The organism is Pseudomonas sp. GW822-FHT02D10 (assembly GCF_058802345.1).
Map to the genome: position 1 here is coordinate 501,401 of NZ_JBXAOB010000001.1, position 20,144 is coordinate 521,544.

Annotated in this window: 17 protein-coding genes; 6 read left to right on the forward strand and 11 right to left on the reverse strand. The window is 59.4% G+C overall.

Annotated features, from left to right (window positions below; all coding sequences use genetic code 11):
- Positions 1-28 precede the first annotated feature (28 nt).
- The 4 genes from AC1RPZ_RS02355 to AC1RPZ_RS02370 form a co-directional block, all read right to left on the reverse strand.
- Positions 29-1,102 (reverse strand): WD40/YVTN/BNR-like repeat-containing protein, encoded by a 1,074-nt coding sequence (locus AC1RPZ_RS02355; RefSeq protein WP_493134378.1) that lies wholly within the window; start codon positions 1,100-1,102, stop codon positions 29-31.
- A gap of 156 nt (positions 1,103-1,258) precedes the next feature.
- Positions 1,259-2,617, reverse strand: coding sequence for a DUF1329 domain-containing protein (locus AC1RPZ_RS02360; RefSeq protein ID WP_493134382.1), 1,359 nt, complete (start codon positions 2,615-2,617; stop codon positions 1,259-1,261).
- Positions 2,618-2,657: 40 nt separating this feature from the next.
- The gene (locus AC1RPZ_RS02365) at positions 2,658-4,667 is read right to left on the reverse strand and encodes a DUF1302 domain-containing protein (protein ID WP_493134386.1); all 2,010 of its coding nucleotides are present in this window, start codon (positions 4,665-4,667) and stop codon (positions 2,658-2,660) included.
- Positions 4,668-4,795: 128 nt separating this feature from the next.
- Positions 4,796-5,362, reverse strand: coding sequence for an RBBP9/YdeN family alpha/beta hydrolase (locus tag AC1RPZ_RS02370; RefSeq protein WP_493134390.1), 567 nt, complete (start codon positions 5,360-5,362; stop codon positions 4,796-4,798).
- Positions 5,363-5,716: 354 nt separating this feature from the next.
- Between AC1RPZ_RS02370 and AC1RPZ_RS02375 the strand changes: the two genes are divergently transcribed.
- Positions 5,717-6,763, forward strand: coding sequence for an AraC family transcriptional regulator (locus AC1RPZ_RS02375; RefSeq protein WP_493134393.1), 1,047 nt, complete (start codon positions 5,717-5,719; stop codon positions 6,761-6,763).
- A gap of 148 nt (positions 6,764-6,911) precedes the next feature.
- Here AC1RPZ_RS02375 and AC1RPZ_RS02380 read toward each other — a convergent pair whose 3' ends face one another.
- The 7 genes from AC1RPZ_RS02380 to AC1RPZ_RS02410 all read right to left on the reverse strand — a co-directional run bounded on the left by AC1RPZ_RS02380 (position 6,912) and on the right by AC1RPZ_RS02410 (position 13,316).
- Entirely contained in the window at positions 6,912-7,922 is a 1,011-nt protein-coding gene (locus tag AC1RPZ_RS02380; RefSeq protein ID WP_493134394.1) for a YeiH family protein, read from the reverse strand.
- Entirely contained in the window at positions 7,919-8,245 is a 327-nt protein-coding gene (locus AC1RPZ_RS02385) for a Rieske (2Fe-2S) protein (RefSeq protein ID WP_493134396.1), read from the reverse strand. The genes AC1RPZ_RS02380 and AC1RPZ_RS02385 overlap by 4 nt, the downstream gene beginning before the upstream one ends.
- On the reverse strand, positions 8,242-8,907 hold the full coding sequence (locus AC1RPZ_RS02390; RefSeq protein WP_493134398.1) for a DsbA family oxidoreductase: 666 nt from the start codon (positions 8,905-8,907) through the stop codon (positions 8,242-8,244). The genes AC1RPZ_RS02385 and AC1RPZ_RS02390 overlap by 4 nt, the downstream gene beginning before the upstream one ends.
- The gene (locus tag AC1RPZ_RS02395) at positions 8,904-10,235 is read right to left on the reverse strand and encodes an MFS transporter (protein WP_493134402.1); all 1,332 of its coding nucleotides are present in this window, start codon (positions 10,233-10,235) and stop codon (positions 8,904-8,906) included. Before AC1RPZ_RS02395 ends, AC1RPZ_RS02390 begins: the two co-directional genes overlap by 4 nt.
- 106 nt (positions 10,236-10,341) lie before the next feature.
- Positions 10,342-11,394: a beta-keto acid cleavage family enzyme gene (locus AC1RPZ_RS02400; RefSeq protein WP_493134407.1), complete on the reverse strand. Its 1,053-nt coding sequence runs from the start codon at positions 11,392-11,394 to the stop codon at positions 10,342-10,344.
- Between the two features lie 78 nt (positions 11,395-11,472).
- On the reverse strand, positions 11,473-12,321 hold the full coding sequence (locus AC1RPZ_RS02405; protein WP_493134409.1) for a TauD/TfdA dioxygenase family protein: 849 nt from the start codon (positions 12,319-12,321) through the stop codon (positions 11,473-11,475).
- A gap of 14 nt (positions 12,322-12,335) precedes the next feature.
- Positions 12,336-13,316: a quinone oxidoreductase family protein gene (locus AC1RPZ_RS02410; protein WP_493134411.1), complete on the reverse strand. Its 981-nt coding sequence runs from the start codon at positions 13,314-13,316 to the stop codon at positions 12,336-12,338.
- Positions 13,317-13,567: 251 nt separating this feature from the next.
- On the opposite strand from AC1RPZ_RS02410, the gene pdxR reads away from it, so the two are divergent.
- The 5 genes from pdxR to mexE all read left to right on the forward strand — a co-directional run bounded on the left by pdxR (position 13,568) and on the right by mexE (position 20,129).
- Complete coding sequence (pdxR, locus tag AC1RPZ_RS02415) at positions 13,568-15,076, forward strand: MocR-like pyridoxine biosynthesis transcription factor PdxR (protein WP_493134413.1); 1,509 nt, start codon at positions 13,568-13,570, stop codon at positions 15,074-15,076.
- Positions 15,077-15,188: 112 nt separating this feature from the next.
- A complete protein-coding gene (locus AC1RPZ_RS02420; RefSeq protein WP_493134415.1) occupies positions 15,189-16,259 on the forward strand; it encodes a sugar phosphate isomerase/epimerase family protein in 1,071 nt (356 codons plus the stop codon).
- Between the two features lie 51 nt (positions 16,260-16,310).
- Positions 16,311-17,576 (forward strand): MFS transporter, encoded by a 1,266-nt coding sequence (locus tag AC1RPZ_RS02425; protein WP_493134417.1) that lies wholly within the window; start codon positions 16,311-16,313, stop codon positions 17,574-17,576.
- A gap of 334 nt (positions 17,577-17,910) precedes the next feature.
- Positions 17,911-18,369 (forward strand): response regulator transcription factor, encoded by a 459-nt coding sequence (locus tag AC1RPZ_RS02430; RefSeq protein WP_493134419.1) that lies wholly within the window; start codon positions 17,911-17,913, stop codon positions 18,367-18,369.
- 506 nt (positions 18,370-18,875) lie between these two features.
- Positions 18,876-20,129 carry a multidrug efflux RND transporter periplasmic adaptor subunit MexE gene (gene mexE, locus AC1RPZ_RS02435; protein WP_493134421.1) on the forward strand — a complete coding sequence of 418 codons (1,254 nt, stop codon included), beginning with the start codon at positions 18,876-18,878 and terminating at the stop codon, positions 20,127-20,129.
- Positions 20,130-20,144 lie beyond the last annotated feature (15 nt).

The window sequence follows — 20,144 nt, forward strand, 5'->3', positions numbered from 1 at the left end:
AGGGTACTCGCTCTAATTGATCCAGTTCTTATTCGACGCGAAGCGCGCGCACACCACGACTGCCGACCAACACCAGCGAGCCATCGGCGGCCAGCGCGGCACCTGCCACGGGTGACTGGCCCTGCTGCGGCACTGATTGCAACTGCGCACTGCCTGCCGGCTTAACCAACATGTGCCCGGCCTGAGTGAACAGCCGGCAGTCGCCTTTCGAGTCCAGGGTGGCGGCGGTGAGACTGACCGGCAGTCCGGTATTCAACTCGCTCCAGCTGTCGCCACCGTCGACGCTGCGCAACACATGCCCGCGCAGACCGTAAACCAGCACTTCGCCCGGCTTGCCGATGACACCGAAAAAGCTGCCCTGATAAGGTGTCTGCTGGGCCATGAAACGCTGGCGGGACTCATCCCACTTGAGCAGCAGGCCTTGCTCTCCGGCGATGTACAGCGCGTCGCCAGTCGAAGCGATGGCATTGAGGTGCAAACTCTGCGGGTTGTCTGTACGGTCCTGAAAGGGAGTCCAACTCTTGCCGCCATCCTCGGTACGCAGGATCAGGTTAAACACGCCGACCACATAACCGAGTTTGTCGTTGGCGAACCAGACACCGAGCAGCGGCTTGTCGGCACCCTCCTCCACCAGCCGCTGGCCGTCGCCGACGAGCTGCGCCCATTGTTCGTTGGCCGAATCGGCACTGGCCAACTCACCGTAGTGCTTGACCAGCAAGGCACCGATTTGACGGCCATCGAGCTGCTTGCTCCAGGTCGCACCGGCATCGCTGCTGTGCAGTACCACGCCGTCATTGCCGACCGCCCAGCCCTGCGTTGCTGAAGGAAAATTCACCGCAGTCAGATCTGAACTGACCGGTACAGCAGCCAGCTGCCAGTGCTTGCCGGAATCATCGGAATAGAGAATGTGGCCACGCTGTCCGACAGCAACCAGTCGCTCACCCGCACGGGCCGTATCCAGTAAGGGACTGCGCGCCGCCAAGGCACTGGCCCTGGCCGGCAGATCCAGCACGTCAACGTAGCTGTCTGCCTGAGCGATACCCTGCAACAGTGCCAGCGTGACGCCCAGCGCCAGCAACACGTACTTCTTGTACGAACACATACTGCGTCCTCTTGAGGGAACTGCGCCGGGGGCACGCTGCGTGCGTCCCGGCGTTGAAGTCAGGCGCCCTGGCCCCTCGGCATCACACCGAGAGTCGCCCGGCCACACTGCCGGGGGGAGCCAGTGGACCGAGCGGGCCGCTGCGTCACCCTGTGCTTAGCGAATACCGGCACCCGCCAGGGACTCCGGCGACCACTGCACCTTCGACAGTGGTTCGATGTACTTGATGCCACCGTATGGGCCTACCACCCCATTGATGTTGTAGGAACCACCAACCAGGTCGTAGATCATGAAAGGAGTGGCGTCCGGGACCTGCTTGTCATAGCTCTGGCTGAGGAAAGCGAAAGAGCCACGGTAGAGCTGACCACGCGCGTCGTACTCGTCGGAGGCCAGAGCAGCCCAAGTGTCTTCATCCAGGTAGATGCGGCGCTTCTGGTAGACGTGCCGTGCACCCGCCTTGAGGTTGCCCTCCACAACCCAGACCCGGTGTTTTTCCCAGCGCACGAAGTCGGGTGCGAGGTGGTTGGGGGTGGTCAGCGACTTGGGATCCTGGGCATAGGTCAGCTTGTAGGTGTTGTAGGGCACGATCATTTCCTGCTTGCCCACCAGCTTCCAGTCGTAGCGATCCAGCGCACCGTTGAACACGAAGACATCGTCGTAGGTGCCTGCGCCAGCAGTGCCCGGGTTAGGCGTGTCGTAGGCCAGGTTCGGTGCCAGTTTTACGCGACGCTGGCCAGGCAAGTACTGCCAGGCGCGGCGCGGCTGCTGCAGCGGGTTGGCGGCGTCCTTGAGCATGATCGACTCGCCGGCCCGGCGCGCGGGACCGGTGTAGTACAGCTTCATCTGATAGTAGATGTCGGAGCTGCTGATGGGCTTCGACAGGTTTTCGTAAATTGGATAGGCGATGAACGCCTCGCCAGTGATAGCCAGGCTCGGCACGCCCGCCGAGTCGACGTTCCAGGAGTCGTACTTGGAGTTGATGTTGACGCCCTGGTAGCGCAGCAGGAAATTCCACATTGCCTCGGCACCCGATTGCGGGATCGGGAACGGCACGCCGGGCAGTACGTTGTCGATGGCCAACCCGCCTTCGAGGGACTTGGCGCCGCTGGCATTTTTCAGACCGTTGTCCAGCACCGCCTGCGGCAGTGCTGCCGTGCGGTGAGTCGGATACACGTCAATGCGGTAGCTGGGAAAACGCTTGGCCAACTCTGCCGTGGTGGCAGTGAGCATGCCCTTGTACTGGTCAACGTTCTTGCCACTGATCACCTGCAGCGGTTTTTCGCTGGCAAAGGGGTCCGGACGCATGCTGTCACCGGGCTTGAAGCTGGCCGGAGCGGTGGTCAAACCGCCGTTATAGGCCGGAATGGAACCATCGGCATTACCGGCCTTTTCGGCCCCCACCAGGGTCAGGCTGCTACCGAGTTTGGCCGCGTCCTGAGCCGATACAGCGGCCTGAGCATCAATGGCCAAGGCCATGGTCAACGAAGCGGTCAAAAGAGAGTGCACGAATTTCATATTGTTTTTCTCCTGCTTACTTGAGTAAGCCATCCGTGAATCAGAAGGTGGTTTTCATCGTCAGGTAAACGGCGCCACGGTCTTGAGTGGTCGCGCCAGCGCCGGAGAAGGCCGAGTAGCCACCGCCATAACACGCATAGTTCTGGTTACCGCTGAAGGCGTTCGGTGTTGAGCCATTGCCACTGCCGGCATTGGCTGCGCCGGTACTCATGCCACTGACATCACACTTGTCGGTCTTGCCGAAGGAATCCACGTACTTCAGGTCGACAAAGTATTTGTTGTAAACAACCGCACCGACGCCGACCGCATAGTTGCCGGTGTCTTTCGCCCCGCCGCCACTCACCGGTGATACGCCGGCGAGCCCCATGTTGATGGACATCGGCATGTTGAAGTCGACACCAGGAAGCACCTGGTACCAGGTCGGCGTGAAGTTGGCGGCGATACCCCAGTTATCACGAGTCGGAGCATCAACGCCGCGGTAGCTGCTGTTGCCCTTGTAGAGCGCCTCGTTCTTGCTATCGAGCTTGAGCAGATTGCTGTAGTACAGCTCGGTGAGCAGGGTTGCCGAATCGAACAGAGGTGTTTTGGGGAACGTCATCAGGCCGTTGAGCGTCCAGTGCAGCGTGTCACCGGTGGCGCTCATGCTGTCGCCCTTGCTCGGGACGTCGTAGACGATACCGGTCTGGGCCGTACGAGCAGGCAACAGACCCAGACCGGCGCCCAGACCCAGCGGTCCGGTAGAGCTGAGAATGGCCGGGATGCTGGCAAGCGGCATGTTATGACGGATGTTCAGGTCGGAGCCGACGCTGACGCCGCCAATATCTTTCGACAGGCTCAGGCCGAAGATGTGGATATTGTCGGCATAGGCCAATTGGTAGGTGCTGGTACTCAGCGAGTTCAGCGTATTGACGACCGCCGGCACCATGCCCGCTGGCGGAGTTCCGTTGGGATTGGCCGACGTCAGCCCGGTGGCGTTCAACCAGGCTTGAGGCAAAATATCCGAGGTTTTGCGGTAGTAGGCACCGAGGGTACCGTCCAGCCAGGCGGGCGACCACTTCGCCATCACGCCCCAGTCTCCGCTTTTGTCCGGCGTCAGATCGTGACCACGACGCACGTTGGTCAGTCCGTTGCAAGGCGCCAGACCACAGCCCAGCGGGCTTCCGGGGACGATGGCATTGGTGTTGCCCAGCAGGAAAGACTGCGCGCCGAACCCCACCAGATCGGAACCGCCATAGTAGGTACCGGCCTCCGGAAGGCGGGCAGCATCCCAATCCAGGAAGTACTGGGCGCCCAGGGTCAGCTCGGGATTGACAGTGAAGGTCATCGAGAGTTGGTTACGTGGAACGAACAGCTCCTTGGCTTCGGTACCCGGGGACGCCGCCAGCTTGGCCAGGTCCAGGCCGGACTGGCCGTAGCTGACCGAATGCACCGGGTTCAGTATGGTCTCACCCCAAAACACGTTGTGCTGACCGGCCTTGACGCTGAGCTGGGACTCATCGCCCACTTCGGTGGTGTAGAACACAAAGGCATCAAGAATTTCGCCAGACGGACCACTGTAGTAGCGCTGGGCGTAGTTGCTCAGGTGGGAACTGCCATTGCCGACATTGCCCTTGACCGCAGCCAGGCGTGGGTCATTGGCGACCAGACCCGACGTTGCGCCATTGCCGTTGACGAAGGGGTTGGAACTGGAACCGACGTCGTCATAGGCCTTGTCGTACCAGCTCGCGGTGCTGATACGAAAACCCTTGTTGCCCTGGTGAACGACATCCAGTTCGGTCAGCAGGTCAACGCGATCGGTAATATTGGTCCCGGCTTTTCGGAAGTTGTAGTCGCCGTCGTTGTTGTTCGGCGTCCCCAGCATGCGTTTGTCTGCATTTTCGGTGCGCACACCGTAGTTGTACTTGGCGGTGTTGTCGAAGCGCACTGACCAATCGGGATTACCGGTATCCAGTTCGAAGGCGTGGGCCGTTGGCATGGAAGCGGCCAGGATGGCCGAGGCCAACAAGGTGTAACGCGACGGTGTGAACCCGTGACGCTTATTGTTGTGCATTGCGTTGTCTCCGCCTTTTTGTATTTGTTTTAAGCGCAGCCGCCCTCACGCAACCCTTGCTTCAGGAGTTTGCGTTTTTCAGGAGTGAGGGCAATTGCCGGATGACTTGAGGCCAACCGGCTCCTGAACTAGCGATCCAGCTCCAGGATGAGTGCTTCGGCTTGTGGCCAGCGGCCATAACCCGCAGCCGGATTGAGATGACCCACTGCGCCCAGATTGAGCAGTTCGGCACCCCAGCCTTTAGCCAGGCGAGTGACAGCGTCCAGGCTGGCAAGGTGATCGTTGGTACTGCCGGCGACGATGCTGCGAAATGGCAGCGCACCTTTGGGTAGAGGATCCCAACCATTTGTACGAAGGGTTTCAGGGGACGGATAGCCTTGCGGCCAGCTGGCGTCGAGATCCGGCGGAGCCGCCAGCAGAGCGCCCTTGACTGGACGACGGTGGCGCGCAGCCCAGTGCGCCACCATCAGCACGCCGGCACTGTGGGCCACCAGTATCACTGGACCTTCGATCTGCTCCAACTCGTGCTGGATGGCCCGGACCCGAGCGGCGCAGTCGAGCTTGTCGGTTTCAAGCGGTGGCACGCTACGCACTTTGCTCAATCTGGCCTCGAGCAGCGTTTGCCAATGCTCGGCAACATGCTCTCGCAGGCCCGGCACGATCAGAACGGTTGCGGCAGTTTGTAGTTTGTCCACATCAACACCTTCGCTTTCTCGATGACTCGACCGGCTCTATCGCCAGAAGCTTTTTGTAGTACCGACATTAAAGAGCGCCTACCCGAGGCGCTTTTCATTGGACGTCAGTCACTTTTCTTTTGATGACAAAATTCCAGGTGTTGGAGTGGCGCGACCACCGGTCAAAAAACACTACAAGTCCGGCCCAGGCCCCTGTAATCAACGGGTGAGAGTCGATTGGCCCATGAGGCGGTGGTGATTCAGGACAGAACCGGGTGAACGCCATCGATGACGTCACAACTGTTCAATTGATGATGTGCTGGATATAGTCGCCACGCTCATTTCCATCGCAACCGGCCCAGGAAAGACCTTCGCATGACCAAGCTTGTTCGCGCCGCCGTCTTGACCAACTACCTGGAGGTTACCCAATACCTGGGGTTCAACCCGCGCGATTTACTGGCTGCCGTCGGCCTGAGCAAAGCTCAGTTGCAAGCCCCTGAACACCGTATTCCCATCGATGCCGCCGTGCGTCTGCTGGAAGATTCAGCCGCCGCCAGTGGCTGCCAGAGCTTCGGCCTGAGCATGGCCGAGTCGCGTCAGCTCTCGGACTTTGGTGTGGTCAGTCTGCTGCTCAGCCACCAGCGTACGTTGCGTGATGCCTTGCAAGTCGTGGTGCATTACCGTCATCTGATGAACGATTCGCTGGCCATCTTCATTGAAGAGGCCGGCAAGATGGTGATCATTCGCGAAGAGGTGGTCACCGAATCGCCAATGCCCTGTCGACAAGCCACTGAGCTGGCAATCGGGGTGATGTTCCGCCTGTGCGCCGCTCTGCTCGGCACGCACTGGCATCCCTACAGCGTCAACTTCACGCACCAGCCCCCCGACAACCTGCAACTGCATCGTCGCCTGTTCGGCTGCAATCTGGTGTTCGGCAGCGAGTTCAATGGCATTGTCTGTTCCGATGCCAGCCTCGACATGACCAACCCCCATGCCGATCCGGCCATGGCTCGCTACGCCCAGAGTTACCTCGACTCACTGCTGAGCCACGCAGGCCCCTCGATGCTGTTCGAGGTGCGCAAAGCCATCTACCTGCTGTTGCCGATGGGCCGCGCCACCATCGAGCAGATCGCCCAGACCCAGGGCATGAACGTTCGGACCCTGCAGCGCCGCCTCAAAGACGACGGCTGCGCCTTCAACGACCTGATCAACGACGTGCGCCGCGATCTGGTGCTGCGCTACCTGGAAAACCCGAATTACTCACTGGGCCGGATTGCCGACATGCTCGGCTACTCCATGGCGAGTTCTTTCACACGCTGGTTCATTACCCAGTTCGGCATGCCCCCAGCCGCGTGGCGCAGCGCACAAAAACAGGCCACCTCAAAAAATCTGACGGACTCCGCTACCCCCAAAGAATTCTGAACCCGTCGAACAGCCGGTGCGCAAAAAAAACGGCGACTGCTGGTACAGTCGCCGCGAAAGAACCGGTGATTGTGACACCGGCCCAAAGCCTCACTGCGACGAGGAGTCGACGCAGTGAGGCCCTGCCATCAAACGAGTTTTAGCCAGCTTATAAGCCCCAGTGCAGCAACAGCAGCACCAGGACGGCAAGAAACACCGTCTCCCCCACCATCAGCAGGATGGGCTTGATACCGACCGCAGCGAGCTCCTTGAGCTGAGTCTTCATGCCCAAGGCACTGATGGAAACCACCAGGCTCCAGCGCGACAGTTCGTTGACCGAGCCCTGCACCGCCGGGGCAACCCAGCCGGTACTGTTGATGCAGGCGAGAATCAGGAAACCGACGGCGAACCAAGGCAGCAGCGGCGGCCGCTTGCCTGCTGTGTCGGCGCCCTGCATACGCGTGATCATGGTGGCGCAGAGAATCACCGGTAGCAGCATCGCGACCCGCATCAGCTTGACCACGGTGGCGATGTCGCCGGTCTCGGTTGACAGGCTGTAACCGGCTCCGACGACCTGAGCGACATCGTGGATGGTACCGCCGAGGAACATCCCTGCCACTTGCGGCGACAACGCCAACCAGTTAGCAATCATCGGGTAAAGGATCATCGCCGTGGTGGACAGCGCCGACACCCCGATGACAGTGAACAGCGTGGCACGCTCTTTCTGCGGATGATTGGGCAACGCCGCCGCCAGCGCCATCGCTGCCGAAGCGCCACAGATCGCGGTAGCCCCACCGGTGAGCATGCCGAACAAGCGCTGGAAGCCCAGCGCCTTGGCCGCCACCACCGAGACACCGATCGTCACTACCACCAGGATCACCACCAGAGCAAAAGGCTTCCAGCCCAGCGCGGCGATCTGTTCGAGAGTGATGCGCATGCCCAACAGGGCCACACCAATGCGCAACACGGTGCGCGCCGTGAATTCGATGCCGGCCTTGCATGCGCCGTCACCTGCGAGGAAGTTGAGCGCCATGCCCAGCAGCAAGGCGAACAGCATCACCGGCGCACCGTAGTGTTCGGACAGAAAGGAGGCAGCCGCCGCGACAATCAGACTGACGATGAAACCCGGCGCCAATTCGCGCGTTCGGCTATGGATATGGGTGAGAGCGATGGCACTCATGGCGCGGACTCCTCAGAAACGATGACAATGAATGCCTGGCCGTCGACGACCTCGACCGGGTAGTTGGCGACTTTGAGTTGGGTTGAATTGAGCAAATAGCCGCTGCGCAGATCGAAGCGCAGGCCATGGGCGCAGCATTGAATCACCCGCCCATCGAGGCGCCCGCCACACAGCGAGGCGCCCTGATGCGGGCAACTGTCGTCGATGGCCAACAGCTCGCCCTCGACGTTGAACAACGCCAGGCTTTTGCCCTCGAACTCAACCAGCGCACGGTCACCCGCCTGCGGGCGTTTTCCGGCAGGCACCGGTACACGCCGACTCATGCCGGACGCCGCGCGCGATGGCTATCGAGCAAGGCTTCGCCCATGGCGCCAAGCAGCTCCTCGGCAGGCTGCGCGCCCACCACCGTCAATTGGCGGTTGAACTGAAAGCTGGGTACACCGCTGGACGCCCCTGCCTCATTGCCGACGAAAGGGTCGCCGTCGCCTTGCAGAACGTCGGCCACGGTATCAGTGGCGTAGCCGCACGACCGGGCGATGGCGATCAAGGTCTCACGGCAACCCAAGTCCTCGCCGTACTGGAAGTAGGCGGCGAACAGCCGCTCAAGCAAGACATCGCGCTGAGCCGTGCTGCCCAGCGCAGAGGCACGCTCCAGCAGACGATGGGCGTCGGCGGTGTTGGGCATGGTGGCGATGCGACTCAGATCGATAGCCAGCCCGAGCCTGGCGGCGGCCTGCTGCACCTGGACCTGGCGCATGCGCACGGCGTCGGCACTGCCCAAGCGCTTGAGGTAAAACTCGGCAAAGGGTTCACCTTGTGCCGTCAGATGCGGCAGCAACTGCACCCCGTGCCACACCGTGGTGATGTCCACCTCCGGTTGCTGGATGCGCAGCAGCTCCTGCGCACGTTCCAGTTGGCGCTTACCGATCAGACACCAGGGGCAGATGAAATCGAAGAACACATCAATACGTAAACGAACACTCACACCTTCACCTCTAACACCGCTTCACTCATCGAATCGTCGACACGCTCGCCCTTAAGCCGGGCAATATCCTTGTGGTAATGGCACTTGGCATAAAAGAACACCGCCGCTGCCGCGAGACTGACCAAGGGCACTAACTGGAAAGCCGCCTGCAAGCCGATCACGTCGGACACCTTGCCGGTGATGAATGGCCCCGGCGCCAACCCGAGCATGTTGTTGGCCAGGGTCAGCGTGGCGAAAGCCGTGCCGTGGACCGAATAGTGGGTCAGGTTGGCAACCATCGCTCCGGCAGGCCCCGTGGTGCCGGCAGCAATCAGCATGCCCAGGCAGATCAGCGCCAGTTGAGCAGGCCCGGCCGGCAGGGCGAACGCCAGCGACAACAGTAGGCAACTGCCCAGGCAATAAGCGATGGCCAGGGCAATCTTGCGTTCCGGCGATTGGTGGCACAGACGATCGCTCAGCATGCCGCACAGAATCATCCCTGCACCGCTGCACAGCACGATGATCGCCGCTACACCACCGGCCTTGTCCGCCCCCATGTCGTAGTAACGATTGAGATAGCTCGGCATCCACACGATCACGGTGCCACCGACGAACAGCTGCAAGCCACTGCCGACATAGGCACCGATTACCGAACGACTGGAAAACAACGTGCGCAACGGACGCTTGACCGCCGCAGCGGCTTTGTTCGCGGCCATGGCTGCGCGCTGTGGAGCAATGCGCGCCTCCTTGACGATGATCGGGTAAAGCACCGCCATCAACAGGCCGAACAGCGCCATGCCGGCGAAGGACCAACGCCAGCCCAACCGGGTGGCAATCACGCCACCAAAGGCCATGCCCAATACCGAGCCAAACATGCCGCCGGCCATAAAGGCACTGGATAGCGTAGCACGCATGTGCTTGGGAAATACCGAGATCACCACTGCGATGCCGACGCTGCCGTAGGCAGCCTCGCCGACGCCCACCATGAAGCGGGCAATGAACATTTGCGGGTAGTCCTGCGCAAACGCACAGCCCAGCGTGGCCAGGCTCCACATCAGCGCCATCAGCGCCAGGCTTTTGACCCGCCCGAAGCGGTCAGCCATCAGTGACAGGGGAAACGTCAAGAGGCCCACCATCAAGGCGACGATGCCACTGAGCAGGCCAAGCTGGCTGTCACTCAGCGCCCACTCACGCTTGAGCATCGGGAACACGGCGTTAAGCACCTGCCGCGACATGTAGTCGGAAATCAACAGGCCGAACGTCAGTGCGAAGACGATCCAGGCGTATTTGCGCGCAACACCGACAGAGCCAGGCTCGTCATCGTCTGCTGCGCAGGTGTGAAAGGCCATACTGCCTCCTTGGAACTCTGCTTTTACTTATTATTGTTGTCGTGCATCTGAATCTTGTTCCAATGCAGCGGGGCGAGAAGCCATCGGCCACCCGCCCCGCTACCGGTCAGCCGCGTTGTGGAACGCCTTTCTGACCAGGCTTGCGGTTTGGCGACATGCCATTGGCCAGCAGGGTTTCCTCAACACTCTGATACTGCACACCGATGCGATAGATCTCGCGCGCTTCCTTGCCCGAAGCAATTTCACGGCCCAACTCATGCGCAACGCGCACGGTTTGCTCGATCTGCTGCACGGAGCTGAAACGCTTGCCCTTCTGATCAATGATCGTGTCTTCAATACCCACACGTGGGTGCATCCCCATGGCCAACGCCATGGTGTTGAACGGCAGCACGTTCTTGAGCAACGACTCAGCGGTCAGGGTGCAACCGTCCGGCGCGCGGTGAATGAAGTTGAAGAAGTTGAACGGATTAGGGCCATCGAAACCGCCGCCGATGCCGATCCAGGTCAGGTTCAGCGGCCCCATGTACACACCCTTGCGCACCAGGCGCTCAAGCGTCTCCATGGCATGCATTCCGGTCAGCTGAAAATGCGGCTGCACGCCAGCCGCCATCAGTCGACGCAAGTGCTCCGCGACCCAGGCCGGGCCTGCCGGTACAGTCATCTCGCTGTAGGCGGCCTGATAGGCCGGGTTGGCCAGGGAGGTGCCTTCCAGGTATTCCGGATATAGCAGCTCCATGATGTTCATCTGGATGGTGTTGATGGCCACCGTGACCTGATCCGGCTTCGGCGTCAGCTCAGCCAGCATGTGGCGGGTATCGTCAGACAACCACTTGGCAGCTTCGCCATCGCTTTCGGGCGCGAAGGAAATCGAACCACCAACCTGAATGATCATGTCCGGCACGGCTTCCCGCACACCGGCAATCAGCTCGTTGAACTTGGACAGGCGCTTGGAGCCTTTGCCGTCCAGTTCGCGCACGTGCAGGTGCAATACGGTCGCACCGGCTTCGTAGCAGTCGACAGCCTTTTGCACCTGTTCGTCCATGGTCAGCGGAATGTCTTCGGGGAAATCTTCCGGCATCCATTCAGGGCCGTACGGGGCGACGGTGATCACCACCTTTTCCATGTTTTCCGGGTGCAGGGAATCGTCGAAGAATTGCATGAGTGGCTCCTATTATTTTTGTTACCCACTCGGCGGGCTATGCCGGGCGGACACATGTGAGAGTTCACAAGCGGTGGATCAGTAAGTCTTGTCGCCCATGATTCCGGCGCGTTCCATTTTGCGATGGCAGGGCGGGTAATCCATGACGGCGTAGTGCTGGGTACTGCGGTTGTCCCAGATGGCGATGCTGTTGGGTTTCCAGCGCCAGCGCACCTGATACTCGGGGATGTACGCCTGGCTGATCAGGTAGCGCAGCAGCTCCGATGCACCAGGGTTCGCGTCCTGGCCGAAGCGCACCCGTTCGGGGGTATGGAAATTACTGAAGTGCGTGGTGAAGGCATTGACGAACAGCACCTTTTCAGCGGTTTCCGGATGGGTGCGTACCACCGGATGCTCGGCATCCGGAAACTGCGCCTTGAGCGCCAGGCGTTTATCAATCGGCATGGCCGCGCCGAAGCTCGCTTCGATGCTGTGACGGGCGCGCAGGTCGGCGATCTTCACCTTCACGTCTTCAGGCAGCTGCGTGTAGGCCTGCACCATGTTCGCCCACATGGTATCGCCGCCCACCGGCGGGCACTCCACACAGCGCAGTACACAGCCCATCGGAGGAGCTTCGCGCCAGGTGGCGTCGGTGTGCCAGGCGTTCTCGTAGCGGTCGGCCGGATGGTCCGGACTTTTGTAGATACGCACCAGTCCTGGATGATCCGGGTCACTGCCGGCCACCGGATGGTCCTCCAGTTCGCCAAAGCGACGGGCGAAGGCCACATGCTCGGCGCGACTGATGTCCTGGTCACGCAGGAACACCACTCGGTGCTTAAGCAGTTGGACACGAATCTCGGCAAACAGACCATCGTCATGGATGGCATCGGCGAGATTGATGCCGATCAGTTCCGCGCCGATGTTGCAGGTCAGTTGTTCGACTTTCACGGCAGGTGGCTCCCTTAAATGATGAAAATCGATGAGCCGGTGGTCTTGCGTGACTCAAGGTCACGATGGGCCTGCACGGCATCCTGCAATGCATAGTGCTGGTTGATCTCGATCTTGATTCGACCGCTGCCGACGTGATCGAACAACTCGCCGGCCAGGGCCGCTTTCTCCGCAGGGTCGGCGATGTAGTCGGCCAGGGCTGGACGGGTCAGGAACAGCGAGCCTTTCATTGCCAGCAGTACCGGATCGAAGGCCGGGATCGGGCCGGACGCCGTGCCGACGCAGACCATCAGGCCGCGGCGCTTGAGCGAATCCAGGGAGCCCATGAAGGTATTCTTGCCGACACTGTCGAACACCACGTTGACACCGACGCCGTCAGTCAATTCGCGAACGCGCTGGGCGACGTCTTCATGGCTGTAGTTGATGACGTGGTCGCAGCCATGGGTCCGGGCGATTTCGCCTTTAGCCTCGGTGGACACGGTGCCGATGACCGTCAGACCCAACAGCTTGGCCCACTGCGAGACGATCAGGCCGACTCCACCGGCGGCGGCATGCAGCAGAATGCTGTCGCCGACCTTGAAATCGTAAATGCGCCGCATCAGGTACGCCGACGTCAGGCCGCGCATGGTCATGGCCGCGGCCGTCTCGAAACTGATGGTTTCCGGCAGTTTGATCAGTGGCGCGGCCGGAATCAGACGCTCAGTGCTGTAGGCACCCAGCGTATTGAGAAAACCGGTGTAGGTGACGCGATCACCCACTTGTACGTTGGTAACCCCCTCGCCGAGGGCCTGGACCACACCAGAAGCTTCAACCCCCATGCCACTGGGCATCGGGATCGGGTAGGTACCATTGCGAAAGTAGGTGTCGGCATAGTTCAGGCCAACAGCCACATGACGTAGACGGACCTGGCCTGGACCGGGTTCGCCGACTTCGACCTCTTCATAACGAAGAACATCGGGACCACCGGTTTCGTAGAAGCGTACGGCTTTGGCCATGTTTTCTTATTCTCCAGTCTGCAATGTTGGCGTGCTGCGTCGATTTGCGCTGATTGGACTGTAGGACGCAGTCTGGCGGGCCGCTTCTCATCAGACGACAATGGCTTTTCATTTCATGACAGTTAGCCGGCGAGTGTGCGCTGCATCAACGCCTGCGCGTGGATGACTTATCCAATGCCTCTCGATACCCTGCGCACCTCGGTGCCTGGCGGTATTCCAGGTCAATCCACACTCCCCCAGACGAGCATGCAATGAAATCCCCCGCAGGTTTGCTGCTGTCGGGTATTGAGCTGGACCGTACCAGCTCCATCCCCCTGTACCGCCAACTCTATTTGCAGATTCGCAAACAGATTCTCAGTGGAAAAATTCAGCGGGGCGTGCGTCTGCCGTCGACCCGAACCTTGAGCAAAGAGCTGGCGCTGTCGCGGATCACTATCCTCAATGCCTTCGCTCAGCTGATCGCCGAAGGTTTCCTGGCTTCGCGCACCGGAGCCGGCACCTATGTCGGCAACGAATGGGAACGTCGTGGTATCGCTGACAATGACTCGCAGCGACAGCCTCCCCGCCTGTCCCACCTGAGCCAGTCCGTGTTGTCACTACGCAGTAATCATTTCCAGGGGGTTTGTTATGCAGACTGGGCCCCCGACAGTCCAACCTCGTTCCTGCCCAGCCACAGCACTTATGACGTGTTCCCCCAATCTATCTGGAAGCGGCTAATGAACCGCCACTTGCACAAGCCGACCAAGGCCATGTTCGGCTATGGCGAACTGCAAGGGTTACAGGTCTTGCGCACGGCGATTGCCGAGTACGTCTTTGATGCCCGAGGCATCGACTGCAGTGCCGAGCAAGTAGTGATCGTTTCCGGCGCTCAGCAAGCCTTTAACCTGCTGGGCATGTTGTTGCTCAATCCGCAGGACAGCGTTTGGATGGAGGATCCAGGGCATATCGCGGCGCGCATTGCGCTCCAGGCCCAGGGTGCTCATGTGGTGCCGTTGCGTATCGATGAACAGGGGATCGATATCCGGCAAGGCCTGGCCGAATGCCCTGACGCCCGCCTGGTATTTACCACGCCTTCTCGCCAGCATCCGCTGGGCGTCACCATGAGTTTTGCGCGGCGCCAGGAACTCATCGACTGGGCGGCGCGCAACCAGAGCTGGATCATCGAGGACGATTGCGACAGTGAGTTTCGCTACAGCGGCCGTCTCCTCCCCGCGCTCTATGCCATGGACCAGTTGGCGCGAGTGATCTACGTCGGGACGTTCAGCAAAGTCCTGTTTCCCTCACTAAGACTGGGTTACGTGATACTGCCGCATGCCTTGGTCGAACCGTTCTGCACCCTGCGGGCGGTCATGGATCGCAGCCCGCCCACACTTCTGCAGGCCACGACTGCGGACTTCATGCGCGAAGGCCATTTTCTCGGGCACATCCGCCGCATGCGAACGCTGTACCAGGCTCGCCAGCAAGCGCTGGTCCAACAGCTGCAGCAACGGCTGGGCAGTTTTTTCACGATCACTCCAGTGGAAGCCGGTATGCACCTGATCGCCTGGCTGCCAGTGGAACTGGATGACGACGCCATCGCCAAGGAACTGACCCGGCACAATATTCACACCTATGCCCTGAGCGACTACTGCCTTGAGCATGTCCTGCCACCGGCTCTGTTGATCGGTTTCGCCGGCACGCCCGAAAACCAGGCCGAGGAGCGCGTCGAAGCACTGGTCCAGGCCTTGTCCAAGATGGGCTACCTGCAACAGACCACTTGAGGTAAGGCAAGTGGTCTTATGATTTAACTGATAGTGGATCTATCGAGAGTTCCTGACTGACGCGATAAAGGCGGCGCCGGTAGAGCCGGCGTCTAAACCAGGAATGACTCGAATGAACAATAAGATCCAGGAACGATTCCATGCCTTGCTCAGCCACAAGGCCATCGAGGCCGGAGCACCTCCGGCACTGACTCAAGCACTGGCACGACAACTGCTCGAGCGACTCGGGCAACTGCGCCTGTTTGCCCATGCCTATCCCTTGCTGACCAACCTCACCCATGGCCGTGTCACACCTGCCGACATGCTGGACTTCGCCTATCGCCACGAGCTGCAAGGCCTGAGCCTGCACTTGCTCGACGGCGAGGAAAACAGCCTGAGTCAAATGACACCTGCGCAGCTTCAGGCGTTCGCTGACAAGGCCAATGCACTCGGACTGGATGTGCACCTGGAAATCAGCAGCACACTGAAAAAAGATGTCGATCAGGTGATCGCCATCGCCAAGACCCTGGGGGTCCGCAACATCCGCGTTTACTCACGCTACGAGGGAACACTGTCTCGGGTTATGGACGTGATCGAGTCAGACCTGCATTACCTCGCGTGGCAGGCAGACGAACACGACCTGTACTTCGACTTCGAGCAACATGAGGAACTCAAGAGTGCCGAGATCGCGCAGCTGTTGAACCGGCTCAACCACCCCCGACTGCATGCCTTGTTCGACTTCGGCAACATGATCAATGCCTGTGAACAGCCGATGCAGGCGCTCCGTACCTTGGCGCCGCACATACGCCAGACCCACCTCAAGGGTGTGCGCGTCGCCCCCGAGCACAACGGATTCGGTCATTACGGTGTGCTGCAAGGCAGTGACGAAGACGACCTGCCCAACGCACGCATGGTGTTCGAACTGCTGATGCTCGGCGAATCAACCCCACAGGTGATCGCGTTCATTCTTGAGCAGGAAAACCATTACGTGGCCCCGGCATTCCGTCAGACCTTTGAGGCGGCCGATCCCTTCATTGCGTACCGGGAAATGAGTGAAACGGCGCTGCCAGTCGGCTACTCGCTGGAGCGAATGCTGGCCGATGAACACCGCTGGGCAAACAACCAGGTCACCTATGTACGGAGCCTGCTGGCCGAGTTCCGGACCCTGGCCGAGCTGACCCTGGCCCACTGCGCTGACACCTGAACCTGACGTGACAACCGGCACGGCTTACCCGATTACGCCTGGAGAACAACAATGACAACTCGTGACAAGGCCAAATGGCTCAGATTCCTGATTCTCATCCTCGGTGGTGGCACCATCTACAAACTGGCGAACCTCAAGGACGCCTTCTATGTACCCATGCAAGAATTCATGGGGCTGACCCACACTGAAATCGGCCTGCTGCTGAGCGCCAACGCCATTATCGCCACCGCGCTGTTTGTGGTCGGCGGTCTGCTCGCGGACCGTTTTGACACACGTAAGCTGATCCCCATCGGTCTGCTCGGTACCGGCAGCCTGGGGCTCTACCTGGCGACCTTCCCGCCTTTCAGCAATCTATTGATCGTGTTCAGCCTGTTGGCCGTCTGTGCCGATTGCATCTTTTGGCCCTCGCTGCTCAAGGCCATCCGCAATCTGGGTGACGACCAGGAACAGGGGCGGTTGTTCGGGCTTCTGGAGGGCGGGCGTGGCGTCATTGATACCCTGGTCGCCTTTTCTGCCCTGGGTGTCTTCGTAGTCATGGGCTCCGGAGAGGCCGGTCTGAAAGCGGCGATCCTCTTTTACTCGGTCATCGACATTCTGGCCGGAACCCTGACCTGGTTTCTGCTCAAGGGCGGTACCCCGCAGTCGATCGCCAAACCGAAGAACGGTCTGTCGAACCTGCTCGAGGCCATCAAGGTCCCGGGTATCTGGCTGGTCAGCCTCAACGTGTTCATGGTCTACATCGTCTACTGCGGCCTGACCTACTTCATTCCCTACCTCAAGGACATGTACGAACTGCCGGTGGCACTGGTGGGTGCTTACGGCATCATCAATCAGTACTTTCTCAAGATCCTGGGCGGCCCTGCCGGTGGCTTCATTGCCGACAAGCAGTTCAAGAGCACCAGCCGCTATCTGAAATGGGCATTCCTGGCTTTGCTGCCGCTCATGGGCGTGATCATGCTCATTCCGAAAAGCCACGATTTCATCTATGCAGGCATGGCGGCCACCCTCTCCTTCGCGCTCATCGTGTTCTCCATGCGCGGCGTGTTCTGGGCGCCCATGGGTGAAGTCGGCATCCCCCAGCACATCACAGGTTCAGCCTTCGGTATTGGCTGCCTGATCGGTTATGCCCCGGGCATGTTCGCTTACGTCATCTACGGCACGATCCTCGACCATTTCCCCGGCCAGCAAGGTTACAACTACGTCTTCAGTTTGATGAGTCTATTGGCCATTCTCGGGTTCATGGTGTCTAGCCTGCTGTATCGGGCCGTCCATAACAAAGCCACGGCTGCTGACGGGGATACCGTACCTCAAACCTGAAAATCTTCCAGGTTACCAGCATGGCCACCACAGCCGAGCTTGTTGCGCCGCACGCAACAAGCCATGCCTGGCGCACGCCGAAAAAAAACGATTCCACAAATTACTGTTACAACTTTCGCAACAAACCATTACAGATTGTTAGCTAGCTATCAAATTACTCATTTAGTAATTTGCACGACTCTTCACCCATCGTCAGCGTTGAGTTTTAAAAGGCTGACGATCTGTCTTACGTAAAAAACCGGGGTCAACTAATGCGTTTCCTGACTTGATTGACAATTTGACTCAACGAAAACAACTCCACCGTTCGCACTGCCCATGATTGAACTCCGAAACCGTGAAATCAGTCTGTTTTTTTGCATCCAGACGCCACAAAAACCCATTAATTTTCAAGCACATGACAACCCATACAGAAAAATCATCTCAACACCATCAAAGCTGGCACCTTGATATAAAAAATCGCATGCTGCTCAATGGCTTCAGTCAAATATCTCTAACAAAAATAGAGAGCCTTATTGTAAAGAACATGCTAATCAAGGAGGAACGTATCATTAGTAAAGAAGAGCTGATTTATAGTATTGGAAGAGAACCTGACCTCTATCGCGGCCTGGAAATGAGTTTGAGTCGACTACAAGGAAAGTTCAAAAAATGCTTTAGTGGGGAGCACCTCTTTCGTGCAGTGAGAAATCGCGGCTACTGCCTCATTCAAAGAATATATCTGGATGGAGATCCGTCTCACCACGGTCATCTGCCAGCGAGTAAACGAACCTTGGAAGCGTGTCCGAAGATGAGCTGAAAGCCTCAGTCAAAGCAGTCGACCAGCCGAGAAGATTTGCCATCTCCCCCCCTGACAAGCACCACCACTGGTGGCCAAAATGGGGGCATCGCACCAAAAAACATCCTAAAGCCCCGATTTATAGACCTTGTCAGATGTTTTTTGGGGATCCGGATAGTCTGGCCTGATCATTGGCTTTGTAGAGAGGCTGATGGCCTCTTCGCGAGCAAGCCCGCTCCCACATTAGATCTCCAGTGAACACAGATTTTGTATACGGTGAAGATCCAGTGTGGGAGCGGGCTTGCTCGCGAAGGCCGCAACCCGGTTTCAAGCCAGTCCTTTACATTCCCCGCAACAGTGAATTGTCATTAAGCTCATTGATCACCTACTCACCAAAGCCCCACGCTAGAGAGCTCATTTCGAACTTATATCATTCCGAATGATAGTTACCTTCGGTTCATTCGATTCGTGAGATACAAGCCCGCCGAGCATCATCCGTCCATCTCAATACATTGGCGGATGCATCCATGGAACAGTCACTCAAACATTTGCGCTTCCCCCTGGCCCTCTTGGCCTTGTTGGTGATGAGCGCCTGCGGCAAGACCCCGGGCACCGCTGCCGCCATGCCCGCGGCCAAAGTCAGTGTGGCCAAGGTGCTGGAACAACCGGTCAATGAATGGGACGATTTCACCGGCCGCCTCGAAGCACCGGAAACCGTCGAGATTCGTCCTCGGGTGTCTGGCCAGATCGATGAAGTCGCGTTCACCGAAGGCGCACTGGTGAAAAAAGGCGACCTGCTGTTCCAGATCGACCCACGGCCGTTCCAGGCTGAGGTTCGCCGCCTCGAAGCCCTGGTTGCCCAGGGCCGCGCCAATGCGACCCGCAGCGAAAACGAAGCCCAGCGCGGTGAGCGCCTGCGCACCAGCAACGCGATTTCCGCAGAACTGGCCGACTCTCGCAGCAGCGCCGCCCAAGAAGCTCGAGCCGCTGTCGGCGCGATCCAGGCGCAACTGGACCTGGCCAAACTGAACCTCAGTTTCACCCGCGTCACCGCACCGATCAGCGGCCGTGTCAGCCGTGCGGAAATCACCGCCGGCAACCTGGTCACCGCCGATGTCACCGCGCTGACCAGCGTGGTCTCCACCGACAGGATTTACGCCTACTTCGACGCCGATGAGCGTGTGTACCTCAAGTACACCCAGCTCGCCCGCCAGGGCCAACGCGGTCAAACCACTCCGGTTTACCTTGGTCTGTCCAATGAAGAAGGCAACCCACACCTGGGCCAGATGAACTTCGTCGACAACCAGGTCAACCCGAAGACCGGCACCATTCGTGGTCGCGCCGTGTTTGATAACAGCAAGGGCGAATACACCCCCGGCCTCTACGCTCGCCTGAAACTGGTGGGCAGCGGGACCTATTCCGCCGTGCTTATCAACGATGAAGCCGTCGGTACCGACCTTGGTAAAAAGTTCGTACTGGTGATGGACGCCGACAACAAATCGGCTTATCGCGCCGTCGAGCTGGGGCCGAAGATCGAAGGATTGCGCATTGTGCGCAGCGGCCTGAGCAAGGACGACACGATCATCGTCAAGGGTTTGCAACGGGTGCGTCCGGGTTCCCCGGTCACGCCTGAAGTGATTCCGATGGCCAGCAAGGAAACCCTCGCGGCCCTTGCTCAACAACGCCAAGCGCTTGAAGCCAGCAACCTGCCCCAAGTCGCACCTGCCAAGGTTGCGCCGGGTACGGCTGTGAAACTCGCCGCTGCGACTCCACGCGGTTAAGGGACGACAACTCCG